16 protein-coding genes are annotated in these 16,328 nt (G+C 29.3%); 5 read left to right on the forward strand and 11 right to left on the reverse strand.

Annotation, left to right across the window (positions count from 1 at the left end; genetic code table 11):
• Window positions 1–127: 127 nt before the first annotated feature.
• The 3 genes from ACH2BC_RS07610 to ACH2BC_RS07620 form a co-directional block, all read right to left on the reverse strand.
• Window positions 128–1,273 (reverse strand): pyridoxal phosphate-dependent aminotransferase, encoded by a 1,146-nt coding sequence (locus ACH2BC_RS07610; protein ID WP_395053394.1) that lies wholly within the window; start codon window positions 1,271–1,273, stop codon window positions 128–130.
• Window positions 1,274–1,339: 66 nt separating this feature from the next.
• Window positions 1,340–2,170, reverse strand: coding sequence for a prephenate dehydratase (locus ACH2BC_RS07615; protein ID WP_395053395.1), 831 nt, complete (start codon window positions 2,168–2,170; stop codon window positions 1,340–1,342).
• Between the two features lie 279 nt (window positions 2,171–2,449).
• On the reverse strand, window positions 2,450–3,379 hold the full coding sequence (locus tag ACH2BC_RS07620; RefSeq protein WP_395053396.1) for a M28 family peptidase: 930 nt from the start codon (window positions 3,377–3,379) through the stop codon (window positions 2,450–2,452).
• 137 nt (window positions 3,380–3,516) lie between these two features.
• Here ACH2BC_RS07620 and gldA point away from each other — a divergent pair, with 137 nt between their 5' ends.
• From gldA to ACH2BC_RS07640, 4 genes are all read left to right on the forward strand, one after another.
• Complete coding sequence (gene gldA, locus ACH2BC_RS07625) at window positions 3,517–4,416, forward strand: gliding motility-associated ABC transporter ATP-binding subunit GldA (protein WP_395053397.1); 900 nt, start codon at window positions 3,517–3,519, stop codon at window positions 4,414–4,416.
• Between the two features lie 109 nt (window positions 4,417–4,525).
• On the forward strand, window positions 4,526–4,975 hold the full coding sequence (locus ACH2BC_RS07630) for a hypothetical protein (RefSeq protein ID WP_395053398.1): 450 nt from the start codon (window positions 4,526–4,528) through the stop codon (window positions 4,973–4,975).
• Window positions 4,976–5,149: a hypothetical protein gene (locus ACH2BC_RS07635; RefSeq protein ID WP_395053399.1), complete on the forward strand. Its 174-nt coding sequence runs from the start codon at window positions 4,976–4,978 to the stop codon at window positions 5,147–5,149.
• The gene (locus ACH2BC_RS07640; protein WP_395053400.1) at window positions 5,146–5,445 is read left to right on the forward strand and encodes a helix-turn-helix domain-containing protein; all 300 of its coding nucleotides are present in this window, start codon (window positions 5,146–5,148) and stop codon (window positions 5,443–5,445) included. The genes ACH2BC_RS07635 and ACH2BC_RS07640 overlap by 4 nt, the downstream gene beginning before the upstream one ends.
• 196 nt (window positions 5,446–5,641) lie before the next feature.
• On the opposite strand, the gene ACH2BC_RS07645 is transcribed toward ACH2BC_RS07640, so the two are convergent.
• The 4 genes from ACH2BC_RS07645 to ACH2BC_RS07660 all read right to left on the reverse strand — a co-directional run bounded on the left by ACH2BC_RS07645 (window position 5,642) and on the right by ACH2BC_RS07660 (window position 9,486).
• Window positions 5,642–6,154: a hypothetical protein gene (locus tag ACH2BC_RS07645; RefSeq protein ID WP_395053401.1), complete on the reverse strand. Its 513-nt coding sequence runs from the start codon at window positions 6,152–6,154 to the stop codon at window positions 5,642–5,644.
• Between the two features lie 12 nt (window positions 6,155–6,166).
• Window positions 6,167–7,213, reverse strand: coding sequence for a helix-turn-helix domain-containing protein (locus ACH2BC_RS07650; RefSeq protein WP_395053402.1), 1,047 nt, complete (start codon window positions 7,211–7,213; stop codon window positions 6,167–6,169).
• 421 nt (window positions 7,214–7,634) lie between these two features.
• On the reverse strand, window positions 7,635–8,387 hold the full coding sequence (locus tag ACH2BC_RS07655) for a head GIN domain-containing protein (RefSeq protein WP_395053403.1): 753 nt from the start codon (window positions 8,385–8,387) through the stop codon (window positions 7,635–7,637).
• Between the two features lie 10 nt (window positions 8,388–8,397).
• Complete coding sequence (locus tag ACH2BC_RS07660) at window positions 8,398–9,486, reverse strand: acyloxyacyl hydrolase (RefSeq protein ID WP_395053404.1); 1,089 nt, start codon at window positions 9,484–9,486, stop codon at window positions 8,398–8,400.
• A gap of 334 nt (window positions 9,487–9,820) precedes the next feature.
• Here ACH2BC_RS07660 and ACH2BC_RS07665 point away from each other — a divergent pair, with 334 nt between their 5' ends.
• Window positions 9,821–12,205, forward strand: a complete 2,385-nt coding sequence (locus ACH2BC_RS07665; RefSeq protein WP_395053405.1) for a penicillin acylase family protein — start codon at window positions 9,821–9,823, stop codon at window positions 12,203–12,205.
• 99 nt (window positions 12,206–12,304) lie between these two features.
• Here the strand turns inward: ACH2BC_RS07665 and ACH2BC_RS07670 are convergent, their stop codons facing one another.
• The 4 genes from ACH2BC_RS07670 to ACH2BC_RS07685 all read right to left on the reverse strand — a co-directional run bounded on the left by ACH2BC_RS07670 (window position 12,305) and on the right by ACH2BC_RS07685 (window position 16,277).
• Window positions 12,305–13,837, reverse strand: coding sequence for a cryptochrome/photolyase family protein (locus tag ACH2BC_RS07670; protein WP_395053406.1), 1,533 nt, complete (start codon window positions 13,835–13,837; stop codon window positions 12,305–12,307).
• Window positions 13,838–14,044: 207 nt separating this feature from the next.
• The gene (locus ACH2BC_RS07675) at window positions 14,045–15,337 is read right to left on the reverse strand and encodes a DASH family cryptochrome (protein ID WP_395053407.1); all 1,293 of its coding nucleotides are present in this window, start codon (window positions 15,335–15,337) and stop codon (window positions 14,045–14,047) included.
• 168 nt (window positions 15,338–15,505) lie between these two features.
• A complete protein-coding gene (locus ACH2BC_RS07680; RefSeq protein WP_395053408.1) occupies window positions 15,506–15,640 on the reverse strand; it encodes a DUF2256 domain-containing protein in 135 nt (44 codons plus the stop codon).
• Window positions 15,630–16,277 (reverse strand): flavin reductase family protein, encoded by a 648-nt coding sequence (locus tag ACH2BC_RS07685; protein ID WP_395053409.1) that lies wholly within the window; start codon window positions 16,275–16,277, stop codon window positions 15,630–15,632. Before ACH2BC_RS07685 ends, ACH2BC_RS07680 begins: the two co-directional genes overlap by 11 nt.
• Between the last annotated feature and the right edge of the window lie 51 nt (window positions 16,278–16,328).

Raw genomic sequence — 16,328 nt, forward strand, 5'->3', positions numbered from 1 at the left:
TCGGAAACACTCGGTGTGACAAAATAAATTAAAATTTGATATTATTTTTTTTTGAAATTGAAATTGACATTGAATTTTGCAATTGAAATTGATATTGACATTGAATTTTGCAATTGAAATTGATTTTTCAAATTCTATTTATTGCTTCTAGAATTTTTTCTTCAGTAACGCAAAGTGAAAATCGTATGTATCCTTCGCCATTACTTCCAAAAATTGTTCCTGGTGTTATAAATAAGTATTTTTCTATTAATAAATTATCTATAAACGCTTCCGCAGATATTATTTCCGCAGGCAATTTTGCCCAAACAAATAATCCAACACAGTTTTTGTCAAAGGTACAATGCATTTTTTCGGCTAATTTGAAAATCAAATTTCTTCGTTTTGTGTAAATTTCATTTTGGCTTTCAAACCAATTTTTTTCCAATTTTAAAGCTGCAATGGCACCTTTCTGAATTCCATAAAACATGCCGCTGTCCATGTTGCTTTTTACTTTTAAAATGGCATCTAATAATGTTGCATTTCCTAAAACCATTCCAACTCGCCAACCTGCCATATTAAACGTTTTGGATAACGAGTTTAATTCTAAAGCAATATCTTTTGCACCTTCAATTTGCAAAATCGAAATCGGATTTTCGTTTAAAACAAAGCTGTACGGATTGTCATTTACAATTAAAATAGTGTGTTTTTTTCCAAAGGCAATTAATTTTTTAAAAATTTCCAAATTTCCGTTTGCTCCTGTTGGCATGTGTGGATACGAAACCCACATCAGTTTTACTTTAGACAAATTTAGTTGTTCTAATTTTTCAAAATCTGGAAACCAATTATTTTCTTCTATCAAATCATAATATACAGCTTTTGCCTGAACCAATTCTGTAACAGAAGCATAGGTTGGATAACCAGGATTTGGGATTAAAACTTCGTCACCTTCATTTAAAAACGCCAATGAAATATGCATAATTCCTTCTTTTGAACCCATTAAAGGTAGAATTTCAGAAGTAAAATCCAAATCAACTTGAAATTGATTTTTATAAAAAGTTGCTATTCCTTTTCTAAGTTCTGGTAAACCTTGATAACTTTGGTATTCATGTGCTTTTTCGTCAAATAATGATTGTTGAATTGCTTCAATTACAGAAGTATCTGGTGTTAAATCTGGACTTCCAATTCCCATATTAATAATAGGTTTTCCATCGGAAATTAATTGACGTACTTCTTTCAATTTCTTAGAGAAATAATATTCTTCTACTGAATTTAGTCTGTTTGCTGTTTGTATCATTTTTTTTGCCACTAATTTAACGGATTTAACAGATTTTCACTGATTGATTTTTGTAATTTATATTTCTTACCGTTTTCCACTTTTATATTCGCCAAGTACTTTGAAATGGGTTGTCATTAATTCTAATATTTTTTTGGCTTTTTCATAGTGTTTGTATTTGTCAAAAATCACATCTACAAAAAATGAATATTGAAATGGCGTTTCTATAATTGGCATCGATTGGATTTTGGTTAAATTCAACTTGCAATTGTTCATGACATTTAAAACGGTTGCCAAACTTCCTGCAGTGTCATCCAATTCAAACTTTATTGAAGCTTTATTAATGTTTTCCTTCTGAATTTCTTTGTTCTGCGTTTTTACAATTACAAATCGGGTTTTGTTACTTTGAACCGTATGAATTCCTGCGGCTAAAATTTCTAAATCATATAATTTAGCAGCAATTGGCGCAGCAACAGCAGCAATTCCAATTAATTTATGTTCTTGAATTCTTCTTGCAGTTTCTGCAGTATCACCACTTTCAACTAGTTTTATGTGTGGATATTGACTAAAGAAAACCGCGCATTGCAACAACGCAATTGGATGTGAATGTACTTCGGTAATATCTTCAATTTTCTGACCTTTTAACACCATCAAATTCATATGAATGTCCAAATAATGTTCGCCAATAATGTGTAAATTATTAGTATCAATTAAAGCATAATTGGGAATTATTGAACCAGCGATAGAATTCTCTAACGCCATAACGCCTTTGTCAGCTTTATTTTCTTTTAAACTTTTTACCAATTCGTCAAATGACATACATTCGTCCAAATCATTTTCACACTGAAAATATTCTTGCGCTACTTGATGGTGAAACGAACCTTTGATTCCTTGAATTGCTATTTTTAAATTTTCCATTGTCAATTATTTTCTAAACTTTGCCAAAGTTTAAAACTTTGGCAAAGTATTCAGAATAAAAAAAAATCCTGATTTGCATCAGGATTGTATCTTAGTTAAGTGATTTTATTTTTATCTAAACTATATAACAATCCTGTTCTGTTTCCAGAAATAAAATGAATTGCTATAATAAGTTGCAGTTTGTAACATTTTGTGTTTTTGTATTTGGCTAAAGTAAATAATATATGAATATAAATAAAAATATATGTGATTTTTTTACGCTAACGTTTTCGTTGAATATTATTCTCTCAATTTCTTAACTCTAGTTGGTGTATCAATTCCTTTTATAATACTTTCTGAACTAAGTGCAATTGATTTAATAACTTCGGTCATATTTTCTAAATCTAAAGTAGAAACATCGTCAGATAATTGATGATAATTTTCTTCAGAATCCATTTTAGAAGTAGATATTGTGTGTGCTGGAACTCCTAAAGCTGCCAATCTTGCATTATCTGAACGGTAAAATAATTGTTCTGATGGATATGGATCTTGATAGAAATTAAAACTTGTTGCTTTAAGATTTTTTTGTAAAATAGTTCCAAAATTAGATTTTTCAAATCCTGTGATGTAACAAGAATTTTTACCCCATTTACTTTCGGTTCCAATCATTTCTATGTTAAACATTGCCACAACTTTATCTGCATTTATACTTTTAGAGAAAAAACCAGAACCAAATCCGCCAACTTCTTCACCAGTAAATGCAACAAAAATAATGGTGCGTTCGTTAGTATTTAATTCTTTAAAATAGTTGGCTAATGTTATTACAGCAGTAACTCCAGATGCATCGTCGTTTGCGCCATTGTAAATTTTATCTGTACCATAATCTTTAGTTCCTAAATGGTCAAAATGTGCTGAAAAAATTACAAACTCTTCTGGTTTAGATTTTCCTTTTAAAATACCAATTACATTATTGGCTGGTTTATTTTTGACTTCAAACTCTTGACGATAATTTTTTAAATCGCCGTAAAAATCCAATCCAATTTTGCTAAATTCTTTTTCTATAAATACTGATGCAGAATCAATTCCGACAGTAAAAATCTCTCTTCCTTGCATTCTGTCAGATGCTAATTCGGTTTCAATTCTAATAACTTCATTTTTATCGATTGTTGGTTTTACTTGCGCTTGACAAATAATTGTAAACAATAAAAATAGAATGGATAGTTTTTTCATAATTCAAATTTTTAGAAATAGTGAAATTCTTATGTAAATATAGAAATCTAAATGCGAATTAAAAAAAGAATAATCTGAAAAGAAAAAATACTAAATGAAGCTAATTTCTGTTTACATTTGCTACAAATAGATTAATTATGTCAATAGAAGTTGTAAATATTTCAAAGAATTATGGTGCTCAAAAAGCATTGGATAGCGTTTCGTTTTCTGTAAAAAAAGGTGAAATTGTGGGTTTTCTTGGTCCGAATGGCGCAGGAAAATCAACCTTGATGAAAATTTTGACTACTTATATTACATCCGATTCTGGAACAGCAACTGTAAACGGAAATGATGTTATTGCTAATCAAAAAGCGGTACAACTTTCGGTTGGTTATTTGGCAGAACACAATCCGTTGTACTTGGATTTGTATGTTAGAGAATATTTAGCATTTAATGCTGATGTTTATAAAGTAGCAAAATCTAGAATTGAAGAAGTGATTTCTTTAACAGGATTGACGCCAGAAAGTCATAAAAAAATTGGTCAATTGAGTAAAGGTTATCGTCAACGTGTTGGCATTGCTACTGCGTTGTTGCATAATCCAGATGTATTAATTTTAGACGAACCAACAACAGGTTTAGATCCAAATCAGTTGGTAGAAATTAGAGATTTAATTAGAAATATTGGTGCTGACAAAACGGTTTTTCTTTCTACGCACATTATGCAAGAAGTTGAAGCCATTTGCGACAGAGTAATAATTATTAACGAAGGCAAAATTGTAACCGATAAAAAACTAGACAAAATTTTCTCTGAAACGAAAGAGCAAGTAATAGAAGTAGAGTTTGATTTTAAAATTGAAGAAGAAGCCATAAAACGAATTCCGCATTTAAAATCGTATAAAAACACGCACGACATGACTTGGGAATTAACCTTTGAAAGTGATAAAGATATGCGACCAGCAGTTTTTGACTTTGCCCACGATAATGGATTAAAAACGCTGCAATTGAACCAGAAAAATAAGAATTTGGAAGCGGTTTTTAGGGAAATGACTAGGAAGTAGAATCGTGAATTTTAAAAATTATGTAATATAAGGTTTTACTATTATTAAGTTGTTTGCTATTTTAGCAAATGTATCGTCCTAAAATAGGTTTACTAATCTCATTAAAATTATGAAAAATATTTTTCGATATATACTAATACTGCTACTCATAGGCATCACAAGTTGTAATAAAAAAAATAAAGATTTTAAATTCTATTTCTGTGATTTTGCCCTTTTTGAGGATAATAATCCGTTTAAAGATAGTAAATGGGTTGAAAATAAAGAAGATGCTCTAAAAACAAAACTCACTTTTTATAATTCAGATATGAATAAAAGAAATTTAGATAGTTTGTATAAACAAACAGCACAATATTTATTTATAATTGGTGGTGGTGGAATATGGGTTAAAGCAGAAAGTTGCTCAGCAGAAATCAAAAATGATACAATTCTATTAAAATATAAAGTGAAAAAAAATTATGGACAAGTTGGTGAAGCTGTATCTTCTTTAATCTGTATGGAGATAAATAAAAGAAAATATCCGAATTATAGAGAATTAAAAATAAAATATATTCAAGAATAAATGAAGCAAATTATTTACATATCATTATTATTATTATCTATCTTGTCTTTTGGAAAGGAAAAAAATATAAAAACTAAAACAATTAAAGGATTCGTTTTTTCGGATTATATGATTCCAGCACAAGTGGAAGTTATTGCTAAAGGAAATGATATTAAAACAAGAATACCATTATGAAAACGATTAATTTAAAAACTCTTTCGGAATTTAAAGACGAATTTTACGGTAAAAATGGAACTGAAAAACGTGACAATTTAGAGAAAGGTTACGAGCAATTTAAGCTTGGCGTTATGATTCACGAAGCAAGAATACAAAGAGGTTTAACTCACGAAGAACTTGCAAATAAAAGTGGCACAACAAAATCTTATATTTCAAGAATTGAAAATAACATTAAAGAAGTTCGTTTTTCTACTTTACAAAAAATTGTAGAATTAGGTTTAGGTGGAAAGCTTGAACTTGCAATTAAATTGTAAATTTTCAAATGTTTTTATTACTAGAAATTAACCTTTGAAAGTGATAAAGACATGCGACCAGCAGTTTTTGACTTTGCTCACGATAATGGATTAAAAACGTTGTAATTGAATATGAAAAATAAGAATTTTAAGGTGGTTTTTAGGGAAATGACTAGGAAGTAGGTTTTATTAACAAAAAGGTGTGACCGTTATTAAGTTAGCCAACATGTTTTTGCGACGACCAATTAATAGTTCGCTCATTTTTTGAATTAATTGGTAATCGTGGATTTATTTCATAAAGTTGTTCAATTTTCTCAATAGCAAAATCAAAAGAAATTAATCCTTTCAAAAGTAGTTGGTCAAAAACATATAAAATGCCTTTTACTAAAATTCCATTTGCTGTTGCTTGTTTTCTTAATTTTCCATCACCAGAAAGTAATATACCATCAAGTTTGCTTGCGTAATGCCAAACAGAACAATCTTCAAAACTTAAACCCGAGCTATTCTCTAAAATAGATGTAATACTTACAAAATCTTCTTCTTCCTCTGTAATTATTATTTCAATATTTCCTAAATTAATATACTCTTCAATTATATTTTTTTGATATTCATTAAGTTCTTCAAAAACAAAATCTGTCGTTTTTAATTCTAAATCTAGATGAATAAATTCATACATCAAGTTTAGATGAACTAAGTCAATTAAAATATTAGCATCATTAATAATTACCATTATCAATTAAATTTATATTAATGAGTTTTCAATTAATAAATTAATATTTTGATTTAATAAAGATGATGCCTTACTAATAGAAATAATTTCTTGTGACAAAGCTCTGTAAACCAATTGTTCAAATCTATTTGACTTTTCAGGAGTTTGAAATCTTGGCAAATTAACTTCTCTTTTTAGACTAGGGTTAAAATTGATTTTTTTATAAAACTCAGTTTTCCTGTTTTCAGTGAAGATATTAGCATCTACCAATCTATAAACAATTGCTTGAATACTCATTCCATACTTTTTTTGAACTTCAATCAACTCGTTTAACGAAATTAAATCGCGCTTAACTCCAAATTCTTTAATAACAAGTTTTTTTGGAAATAGAAATTCAGAAGCAAATTTGTTGCAGTAATTTTCTTCATCTTTTAAATTACATTCTGGAAGATTTAGAAGCAAATGTCCTAACTCATGTAATAAAGTAAAACGTTTTCTTTCCACAGGAAAATTACCATTTACAACAATTACAGGAAATTTATCATTTACAAAAGTCGCTAAACCATCAAAATTATCTTTTACATCAAAAAGTTCTACAACTTTTATTTCATTATCTTCTAAAAGTTGAATAATATTATGAATTGGGTCAAGCCCAATTTCCCAAACATTTCTCAACGATAAAACTATTTTTTCAATATCTTCAATAGAATTAATTTTCTCATTTTGAATTGAATTTTTAAAAGAATAATCAATTTGCAACAAATCTTCAATTTCTAAATAATTTTCAAGATTAAGTTTTATTAGTTGCTCCAAAGATTCTTGCTTCTTATTTGAAAATGAACTTTTCTTTCTAAAGTTCAAAACACCTAATTCAATTTTATTTGGTTTAAAAAAATAATCAATCTTTACTTTTAATGATTTTCCTAACTTTAAAAGATTTGAACTTGTAGGTATAGATTCACCTTTTTCGTATTTACTAATCATTTGCTTAGAAACTCCAATCATATCAGCTAATTCTTGTTGAGAAAAACCCTTTAGAGCTCTAGCATTTATAATTTTTTGTGAGATTATATCTTTCATAAGATTTAGTTTAGTTGACAAAAGTACAAAAACAATATTGATTTGTCAACCAATCGAAAAAAATAACACGTCGGCTGACAAAGAACTGTGCTTAAAAATAAATAATATTTGTTTTTTTTTCATTATTTTTGAATTATATAAATAAATTTAGTCTTGCGAGGAAAAAGTGAATTCTTTTATTGTCATATAATTTAAAGTTTAGTTTTCAGTTGAGAATTTACTCAATTTCATTTCTCAAAATTTCAATTTAACTTCACTCTTAAAACATAAAAAATTCCTAGCCCAGATAAAAATGAAAAGCTTGGTGAAGGAAAATTATAATTTTTCTTGAGCCAAAATTGCGACCAAAGGAAGCACATTTTGGGTCGTAGAAAAATATAATTTTACAAGCCAACTTGAAATGTATAGCTGGATGTTGCTTCTAATTATAAATAAGTTGTCCTTGATACAATTCTTGAACGTCTACAATTTGTGGTGTATTTTTTAAAATTACATTTCCTGTACTTAAAATTTTCCCAGTAATGCTTTGTATTGGCTTTAAAATCATATCGTTAGAGCCACGATGATAAATATTAATGTTTTGTGCAATTAGGTTTTGCGCTTCAATTCTACCATCGCCATTATAGAAATTAAAATTGGCTTGAACAGTTGCTCCAGAAATAAAATATCTAGATAAATTATTGTTTATTATAACCAATTCATTGTTGTTTACTGTAATGTAAAAATCTCCTGTTCCTGCGCCATCCATACCATCACCGTTTTTGTCTACCGAAATTAATCTTAAAAAAGGGTAGGTGAGAACGCCGTTAGAACTAATGTTTTTTTCGGTTTTAGAATAAATTTCTTCAATATTTGGCGCCGAAATATAAACCACAGTTTGACCAAATTCTCTTACCCAATTGCAAGTAGTATTGTCTTTTAAATACAAAGTATTATCTATAACATTGGCTTCGACATCGTTTATTAAATTTTCGCCAGTTTTTATTTGTACCGAATAATTTGCGTCTTGCATAAGTACAACTTCAATGCCTCGTTGCACATTTATTTTTATAAAAGGTGTTACAATAACTTCTCTAGTAGTTTCATTTCCAGTCGATTCTATGCAATCGCTAGGTTTTTCGCAAGATGTGAAACTTAAAAGAAATAGTGAAATAAATATATAAATTTTTTTCATAGTTATTGTTTTATAATCGTAATCCAACACCAAATTCTATTGCTTCTGCAAGAAACATATGCGTTTTTAAGGTAAAACCTGTAAAGAGTTTTTTGGTAATGTAATACTTCATTCCAATTCGGTCATAAACAGGAATTTCGTTTTTTAAAGGATCGTAAACATAAAAACCAAGTTGCGCTTCTAACGAGATTTTATTTATTATTAATTCGTGACCAACAAAGACACCAACTCGTTTATAATCGGTATTTGGATCTATATAAAACTCTTGAAAAGAAACCGATCTGTATTTTATATAGTCTTTAAAACTTGTAGTAAGAAAAACTTCTGTACCAAGTTGCAACGCACTTTTTCTATTAATTCGTTTGTCGGCATAAAAACCAATATGATAAAAAGGATGTTGTCCGCTTCCAATTACTGGACTTTCATTTAAACCTGTTCTAAAAACAAAATTGTATTTTATAGGTTCGGTAAGTTTAGTTTTAACATAAGTTGAATCTAATTTTCGTTTGGTTTTATCATCAAAATTATAATTTATACCAACATTTAAAAGTAGCGTATTTATGCCACTATTGGGCGATTTAAATCTTCCGTTGGAGTAATGTGTAAAAAGTAATCCTGCGTGAAGCCCAACATTGTCTATTATATTTTCTTTTTTATAGTACAATCCAAAGTTGGCATTTCCCATAAATTTTGTTCCAAACGCTTTATTTTTACTGTTTTCTACTTTGTCATAAGGATTGGTTGTGTAGGCAATTCCTTGAGCAATTTTAAAATGAAAATTTCGTTTTAAAAAGTAAAAATTATAGTGCATTCCAACCGCATAATTTTCTCCTAAATAGTTGTTTTTTAAATCTTGAAATAAAAAATAACCGCCAAAATCTGGATAATTAAATGCTTTGTGCCATTCTTTATTTCCGTTGGTTTTTTTAGAAAAACTTAGCATAATTCCTTCTGTATGTCCAGCCAAATGGAATAAATCATCTGTATGTGGAACAACATTTCCTCTTAAAAAATCAATTTCCAAAGCACTTGAATTTTTAATAGTTTGACTAAAAAGTACTATTGGAAAAAAGAAAATAAAAAGTAAAAATCTAATCATGCTTTAATTTTGTTTTGCAAATATATGAGAATAAATAAAAATTGATTGTTAAGTTCAAAATTTAGATTATTTAAACATTATCTTCCGATATAAAATTGTTTCTCACAAATCGTGCTTTAATATTCTCGCAAAGTCGCAAAGTCGCAAAGTTTAAGTAGTCATATTCTTAGCGCCTTTGCGAGGATATTCAAAAAAAAGTTATCAACTGATTTTTTTCTATAAAAACCAAGATAAACTGAGCTTTTCAAATAATACGACTTTTTTAATCGTAAAACAAAAAATTATTTAAACATAAAAAGTTTATTTTTACATTTGATGCAATTTAATTTTTAAAATGAAATCTGTAAAAAAAGGCTTTAAAGTTTTAGTGTTTCTAGTTGTACTATTTGTAGTTTTTATTTTTTGTTATTTACAGTATTCCAAACCCAATTATGAAGGCGAAATTCTATTGAAAAACATTGAAAAAGCTACAACCGTTTACTTTGACGATTTTGGAATTCCGCATATTTATTCCAATTCGCAAAAAGATGCAATGTTAGCATTGGGTTATGTTCACGCACAAGACAGATTGTGGCAAATGGAATTAATGCGAAGAATTGCGCCTGGAAAATTATCTGAAATTTTTGGTTCGGTAATGCTTAAAAACGATAAATTTTTTGCAGGTTTAGGAATTGATGAAGCATCAGAAAAAGCCATTTCAGAATTGGATAAAAATTCTGAAACCTATAAACTTACAATGGCCTATCTTGATGGTGTAAATCATTACATTGAGGAAGGAAAAACACCAATAGAATTTACTTTATTAGGAATAGAAAAACAAAAGCTAACCATAAAAGACGTTTATAATATTTTTGGATATATGTCTTTTAGTTTTGCAATGGCTCAAAAAACTGATCCTTTATTGACGAACATTCGCGACAAATTTGGTGCAGAATATCTTAAAGATTTCGCACTTAATGGTTCACTTGGAACAAAACAATTAAAAAGTTTTAAAGGTAATTATTCTGATTATTCTGAGATTTCAAAATCGGTTGCGAGTATTTTAGACAATTCACCAATTCCGCCATTTATTGGTAGTAATAGTTGGGTAATTGGTGGTGAAAAAACTAAAAGCGGCAAAGTATTGTTTGAAAACGATCCACACATTGGTTTTTCGCAACCTGGAACTTGGTATGAAGCTCATATTATAACGCCAAATTATGAAATGTATGGTTATCATTTGGCAGGAACGCCTTTTCCACTTTTAGGTCACAATCGTAATTACGCTTATGGTTTAACAATGTTTGAAAACGATGATTTAGACTTTTTTCAAGAAGAAGAAAATCCAAATAATTCCAATCAATACAAGACAATAACAGGTTTCGAAAATTATAAAACGATTACTAAAATTATCAAAGTTAAAGACAGTACAAGTATAAAACTAAAGGTAAAAATCACCAAAAACGGACCAATAATGAATGGTTTAGTTGATGGTTTGACTAATGAGAAACCAATTTCAATGTTTTGGATTTATACCCAAGAGAAAAACCAACTTCTGCAAGCCGTTTACTCACTTTCTCATGCCACAAACTTTCATAATTTTAAAAAAGGAATTGAATTAATTCACGCACCAGGATTGAACATTATGTATGGCGATGCGCAAAATAATATCGCTTGGACAACTTCTGGAAAATTATATAAAGTTCCTAAATCGGTCAATACTAATTTTATTTTGAGTGGCACAAATGATATCGATGATAAAAAAGAATTTCTTCCTTTTTTATACAATCCACAAGCTTTAAATCCTATTTGGAATTATGTTTATTCGTCTAATAATCAAACAGAAGCAGTAAATAATTATTTGTATCCAGGATATTATTTACCCAAAGATAGAGCTACAAGAATTGATACTTTATTGCAATCTAAAAACAATTGGACAAGGCATGATGTTGAAAAAATGGCTTTGGATAACACGTCTTCAACTGCTCAAGAAACTGTTTTAAAATGGGTTTTGACTTTAAATAAAAACGCTTCCGGAAATGAAAAGCAAGCGACTACAATTCTAAAAAATTGGAAAGCAACTAATAATGTAAACGATATTGCGCCAACAATTTTCAACAAATGGGTTTACTTTTATTTGAAAAATACCTTTCAAGATGAACTGGGCGAAAAAGATTTCAATTCTTTTTTAGGAACACATATAATGAAACAACTTATTTCAACTCAAAGTCAGAACGAAAACTCTGTTTGGTGGGATAATTTGAAGACAAAAAATCATAAAGAAACGCGTGAAGAAATTTTGAATACATCATTTAAAGAAGCCATTTCAAGTTTAGAAAATCAATTAGGAAAAGAAATAAATTCTTGGACTTGGAACAAAGTGCACTCATTAGAAATTGGTCATCCGATTGGAAAAGTTAAAGCATTGCGTGGTTTTTTTAATGTTGGACCTTATGAAGTTGCTGGCGCAAATGAAGTTATCAATAATATGATTTTTACTTATTCTGACAATAAAATAAATGAAGTAAAAGCTGGACCATCAACTAGACGAATTGTAGATTTTTCTGATGTTGAGAATAGTGTAAGTATTTTGCCGTCAGGACAATCTGGAAATCCTATGAGCAAACATTATAATGATCAAACGGAATTATTTGTGCAAGGAAAATTTAGAAAAATGAAAATGAATAAAGTTGAGATTATTAAGAGTTCTAGTAAATTGGTTTTTTTGCCTAGAAATTGATTTTTAGTTGACATGAATTTCACGAATTCCCATTAATTTTTAATAAATAGAATTCGTGAAATCTAAAAGTAAAATATTTCGTGAAAATTTGCTTGAAATTTAGTAACTATCCAAATCACCAATTATCGCATTAGCTTTAACTTTAATCTTATACAATTCTTCAGGATTCATCTTTTTTAGCATATTCATCATCATTCCCATTCGTTGATTGTTGGCAAAATATTCTTTTTTCTCATCTAAAAAATTCCAATATAATGTATTAAACGGACACGCTTTTTCGCCAAATTTATCTTTAACAGAATAATGACAACTGGTACAATAATTACTCATTTTGTTGATGTAACTTCCAGAGGAAACATAAGGTTTTGTTGCCAAAATTCCACCATCAGCGTATTGACTCATTCCACGAACATTTGGCAATTCTACCCATTCAATGGCATCAATATAAACACCAAGATACCAAGCGTCAACTTCGTCTGGATGCATTTGTGTGAGCAAAGAAAAATTTCCAATAATCATTAAACGTTGAATATGATGCGCATATGCTTCGTCCAAACTTTGCGAAATCGCTTTTTGCATACAATTCATTTTGGTTTTTCCTGTCCAATAAAAATTGGGTAATTTATTGTAATTTTCAAGCTTGTTTAAAGTAGCATATTCGGGCATTTGTTTCCAATAAATGCCTCGAACATATTCGCGCCAACCCAATATTTGACGCACAAAACCTTCTACTTGAGAAATCGTAATATCGTCTTCGTTTTTAAAATAATAATCTACAACAGTATCCACAACTTCTTTTGGCGAAAGCATTTTAGAATTCATAGCAAACGATAATCTTGAATGAAAAAGAAATTTTTCATCAGTATGAGAAGCATCTTCATAATCGCCAAAATGTTTTAAAAGATGCGTGCAAAAATAATCCAATACAACTAAACATTCCTCACGAGATGTTGGCCAAACAAAGTTTTTCTCATCTATATTTCCAAAAGTTTTCACTTCCGATTTTTCAAGTTGCGCAATAACATCAGCAACATTTTTGGAGAAAATCTTCGCATCCGGAATTGGAACTTGACCTTTATATTTCAATCTATTGTCGTGATCAAAATTCCATTGATCGCCAACAGGTTGCGAACCACGCATTAAAACTTCGTGTTTTTTACGCATCATTCTATAGAAATTTTCCATCAAAAGCATCTTTTTTGCTTCAAAAAAATCTTTTAATTCATAACGTGTTGTATAAAAATGTTCGGTATCAAAAACTTCCGATTCAATTTTTATGTTTTTGCAAATCGATTTTAGTTGTTCATCTAATCGAAATTCATCTGGCAACTGATATTCAAATTTTGATATTTTGTGTTGCTGGATTATTTGAGAAATCAATTTTTCTAAATCGTGCGGATTGTTTTCATCAGTAATTTCAAAGTAAATTACTTGTTGATTTTTGGATTTTAATGTAGTTGCAAAATTTCGCATCGATAGAAAAAATGCCACAACTTTTTGAATATGATGTTTTACATAATCGGTTTCTTGACGCATTTCTGCCATAAGGTAAACTACATCATCATCCGTTTTTGATAACCAAGAATGATTTATGTTTAGTTGGTCGCCTAGAATTAGTCGAAGTGTTTTCATTTTATATTTTTTATTATTTTGTCAGATTGACAAGTTTGGGTTTTAATTATCCATTTAGTTTGTCATTCCGTAGGAATCTAAAAGCTTGGTGAGATTCTTTCCTCCGCGGCGGACAAGCTCTTCGTCAGAATGACAAGATTGAGAGAAATTAGTGAAATAATAACCGCAATAAATTAGTGAAAATTCGTGAAATTCGTGTAAAAAAAACTAAAACAAATTAGGATTTAACCAAAGCTTCTGATACTTTCCATCGCCATCATACATTTCTGCCTGACGCTTTATATTAAATTTTCTATCTCGCGGATCGTTTCCAACACCAGCATTATACATCCAATTACCATAATTCGAATGCACGTCATAATCTATCAACATACTTTCAAAATAGGATGCGGCAACGCGCCAATCTTGTTCCCATTCTTTCGCCCAATAACTCGCAACGTTTTGTCTGCCACGATTACTCATAAAGCCAGTTCTTTGTAATTCAATCATATTGGCGTTTACAAATGGTTCACGAGTATTTCCATTTATCCATTGGCGAAGCGCTTTATCATTTGATTTCCATTCGTATTCTTTGCCTAAAATTCCGTCAATTTTAAATATTTTCTCACCGTGTTTTAATGAAATGTACTTGAAATAATCACGCCAAATTAATTCGAAAACCAACCAATAGGTATCTTCGTTTTTGCAAATTTCACGCTCGTAATTCTGAATTTCCCAGTAAATGGTTCGCGCAGAAATACTTCCGTTAGCCAACCAAGCTGAAAATTTAGAACTGTAACTTTCGCCAATCAATCCGTTTCTAGTTTTTTTATATTCGGACAAATTTTCGGTTTCAAAAAAATAATTTTCCATTCGTTTCAAAGCTGCATTTTCGCCACCACGAAAAGGAAAAGCCGAATTTTTATCTAATTTAAATGATTCTAATCCTAAATCTTCTAAACTCGGAATTTCGTTAGAAGTTTCAATTAAATTATCTAATGCTTTTGACTGAATTTCTACACAAGGTCGAATTTTACTTTCTTTCTCGCATTTTTTTCTAAATTCTGTAAAAACTTCAGGAAGCTTACTAAAATCTTGATACGGAATATCGTCTGGATGAAACAAAAATTGATCGTAAACTTCTATAAATTTACTATCTGGAACTTTTTCTTTTACCGAATCGTTAACTCGTATTTCATCTTTTGTCCATTCTTTCTGTAAATAAACATTTGAAATTTCAAATTCGGAAACCAGTTTTGGAAAAATAGTTTCAGGTAAATCGTGAAAAATTAAAAGTGAAATATTTTTTTCTGCCAAATTATTTTTCAAATCTCGAAGCGTTTCCAAAAGGAATTTTGCTCTAAATTTTTCTGTTTTTTTGAAACCATATTTATTGTTTTCAAAATTTCGTGGATCTAAAAAGTAAACGCCAATTACCTTTCCAGAATTTTTACACGCCTGAAAAAGTGAGTTGTTGTCTTGAACTCTTAAATCGTTTCTAAACCATATTAGATTATTCATAGTTTGTCGCAAAGTCTCTAAGTTTTTGTTAAAATTATTTTGAACCGTTTAGGAAATTAAGGTCATTAAGTTTTAGTTCTCGCAAATCCGTTTTTGTTCTAAATTTTTGTTGTGATAATTTTTATAAAATTGCGTGTTTTTTTAAAACTCACAACTCACAACTCATTTTTATTTACTTCTTCTGCATTTCTCACTACAATATTTTACTTCGTCCCAATTTTTTTCCCATTTTTTGCGCCAAGCAAAAGGTAATCCGCATGTAACACAAATTTTGGTGGGAAGATTTACTTTTTTATGTGCCATATTCTAGTAATGATTTAGTTGCTACATTCGGTTTTGCATACGCAAATCTATCTATTAAAAGCGGTAAAGCATAACCATCTAATCCGTTTATAGTTATTACTTTTGCTCTGTCTAACTGTAACCAGTTGTCTTTGTGTAATAGTTTTTCATCAAAAAATAAATTTTCAATTTCTGCTATTATCATTACGGTATCATTTTCTACAATGTGATATTCGTTGATATATTTGCATAACAATTGTACAGGACTATTTTGTACAAACGGAATATCAATACCCAACTTATACTCTTCTTCTAAATTTGTTTTATTAAATTCTGAAATATCTGAATCGTAACTAGCTGAAGAATGATGCGCATCTTCAATTATATTTTCAGTAATATGATTGATAGTGAAATACGGATTCTCTTTAATATTATTATAAGTGTCACGTTTTACAGAAAGCGGTCGAGTGATGAAACTTATCATTGGCGGATTACTTCCAATGTGTGTTACGCTACTAAAAACAGAAACATTTGAAATTCCAGATAATGATTTTGTAACAATTAAATTTGCAGATTTATAGCCAGTGCAAGAATTAATTAGGTTCAATCTTCTGATTTTATCCATTTCATTAATTTGCGCTCTGGAAAAGTTTTTCATATTGAATTAATTTTTTACAAATATACAAAATGTTTAACAATTTTTATAAAA

The organism is Flavobacterium sp., from assembly GCF_043760115.1.
Taxonomy (GTDB): domain Bacteria; phylum Bacteroidota; class Bacteroidia; order Flavobacteriales; family Flavobacteriaceae; genus Flavobacterium.

What these genes read in the sequence shown, in the direction of transcription:
- ACH2BC_RS07610 (WP_395053394.1), bottom strand. Translation starts at nt 1,273, where the DNA reads ATGATACAAACAGCAAACAGACTAAATTCAGTAGAAGAATATTATTTC.
- ACH2BC_RS07615 (WP_395053395.1), bottom strand. Translation starts at nt 2,170, where the DNA reads ATGGAAAATTTAAAAATAGCAATTCAAGGAATCAAAGGTTCGTTTCAC.
- ACH2BC_RS07620 (WP_395053396.1), bottom strand. Translation starts at nt 3,379, where the DNA reads ATGAAAAAACTATCCATTCTATTTTTATTGTTTACAATTATTTGTCAA.
- gldA (WP_395053397.1), top strand. Translation starts at nt 3,517, where the DNA reads ATGTCAATAGAAGTTGTAAATATTTCAAAGAATTATGGTGCTCAAAAA.
- ACH2BC_RS07630 (WP_395053398.1), top strand. Translation starts at nt 4,526, where the DNA reads ATGAAAAATATTTTTCGATATATACTAATACTGCTACTCATAGGCATC.
- ACH2BC_RS07635 (WP_395053399.1), top strand. Translation starts at nt 4,976, where the DNA reads ATGAAGCAAATTATTTACATATCATTATTATTATTATCTATCTTGTCT.
- ACH2BC_RS07640 (WP_395053400.1), top strand. Translation starts at nt 5,146, where the DNA reads ATGAAAACGATTAATTTAAAAACTCTTTCGGAATTTAAAGACGAATTT.
- ACH2BC_RS07645 (WP_395053401.1), bottom strand. Translation starts at nt 6,154, where the DNA reads ATGGTAATTATTAATGATGCTAATATTTTAATTGACTTAGTTCATCTA.
- ACH2BC_RS07650 (WP_395053402.1), bottom strand. Translation starts at nt 7,213, where the DNA reads ATGAAAGATATAATCTCACAAAAAATTATAAATGCTAGAGCTCTAAAG.
- ACH2BC_RS07655 (WP_395053403.1), bottom strand. Translation starts at nt 8,387, where the DNA reads ATGAAAAAAATTTATATATTTATTTCACTATTTCTTTTAAGTTTCACA.
- ACH2BC_RS07660 (WP_395053404.1), bottom strand. Translation starts at nt 9,486, where the DNA reads ATGATTAGATTTTTACTTTTTATTTTCTTTTTTCCAATAGTACTTTTT.
- ACH2BC_RS07665 (WP_395053405.1), top strand. Translation starts at nt 9,821, where the DNA reads ATGAAATCTGTAAAAAAAGGCTTTAAAGTTTTAGTGTTTCTAGTTGTA.
- ACH2BC_RS07670 (WP_395053406.1), bottom strand. Translation starts at nt 13,837, where the DNA reads ATGAAAACACTTCGACTAATTCTAGGCGACCAACTAAACATAAATCAT.
- ACH2BC_RS07675 (WP_395053407.1), bottom strand. Translation starts at nt 15,337, where the DNA reads ATGAATAATCTAATATGGTTTAGAAACGATTTAAGAGTTCAAGACAAC.
- ACH2BC_RS07680 (WP_395053408.1), bottom strand. Translation starts at nt 15,640, where the DNA reads ATGGCACATAAAAAAGTAAATCTTCCCACCAAAATTTGTGTTACATGC.
- ACH2BC_RS07685 (WP_395053409.1), bottom strand. Translation starts at nt 16,277, where the DNA reads ATGAAAAACTTTTCCAGAGCGCAAATTAATGAAATGGATAAAATCAGA.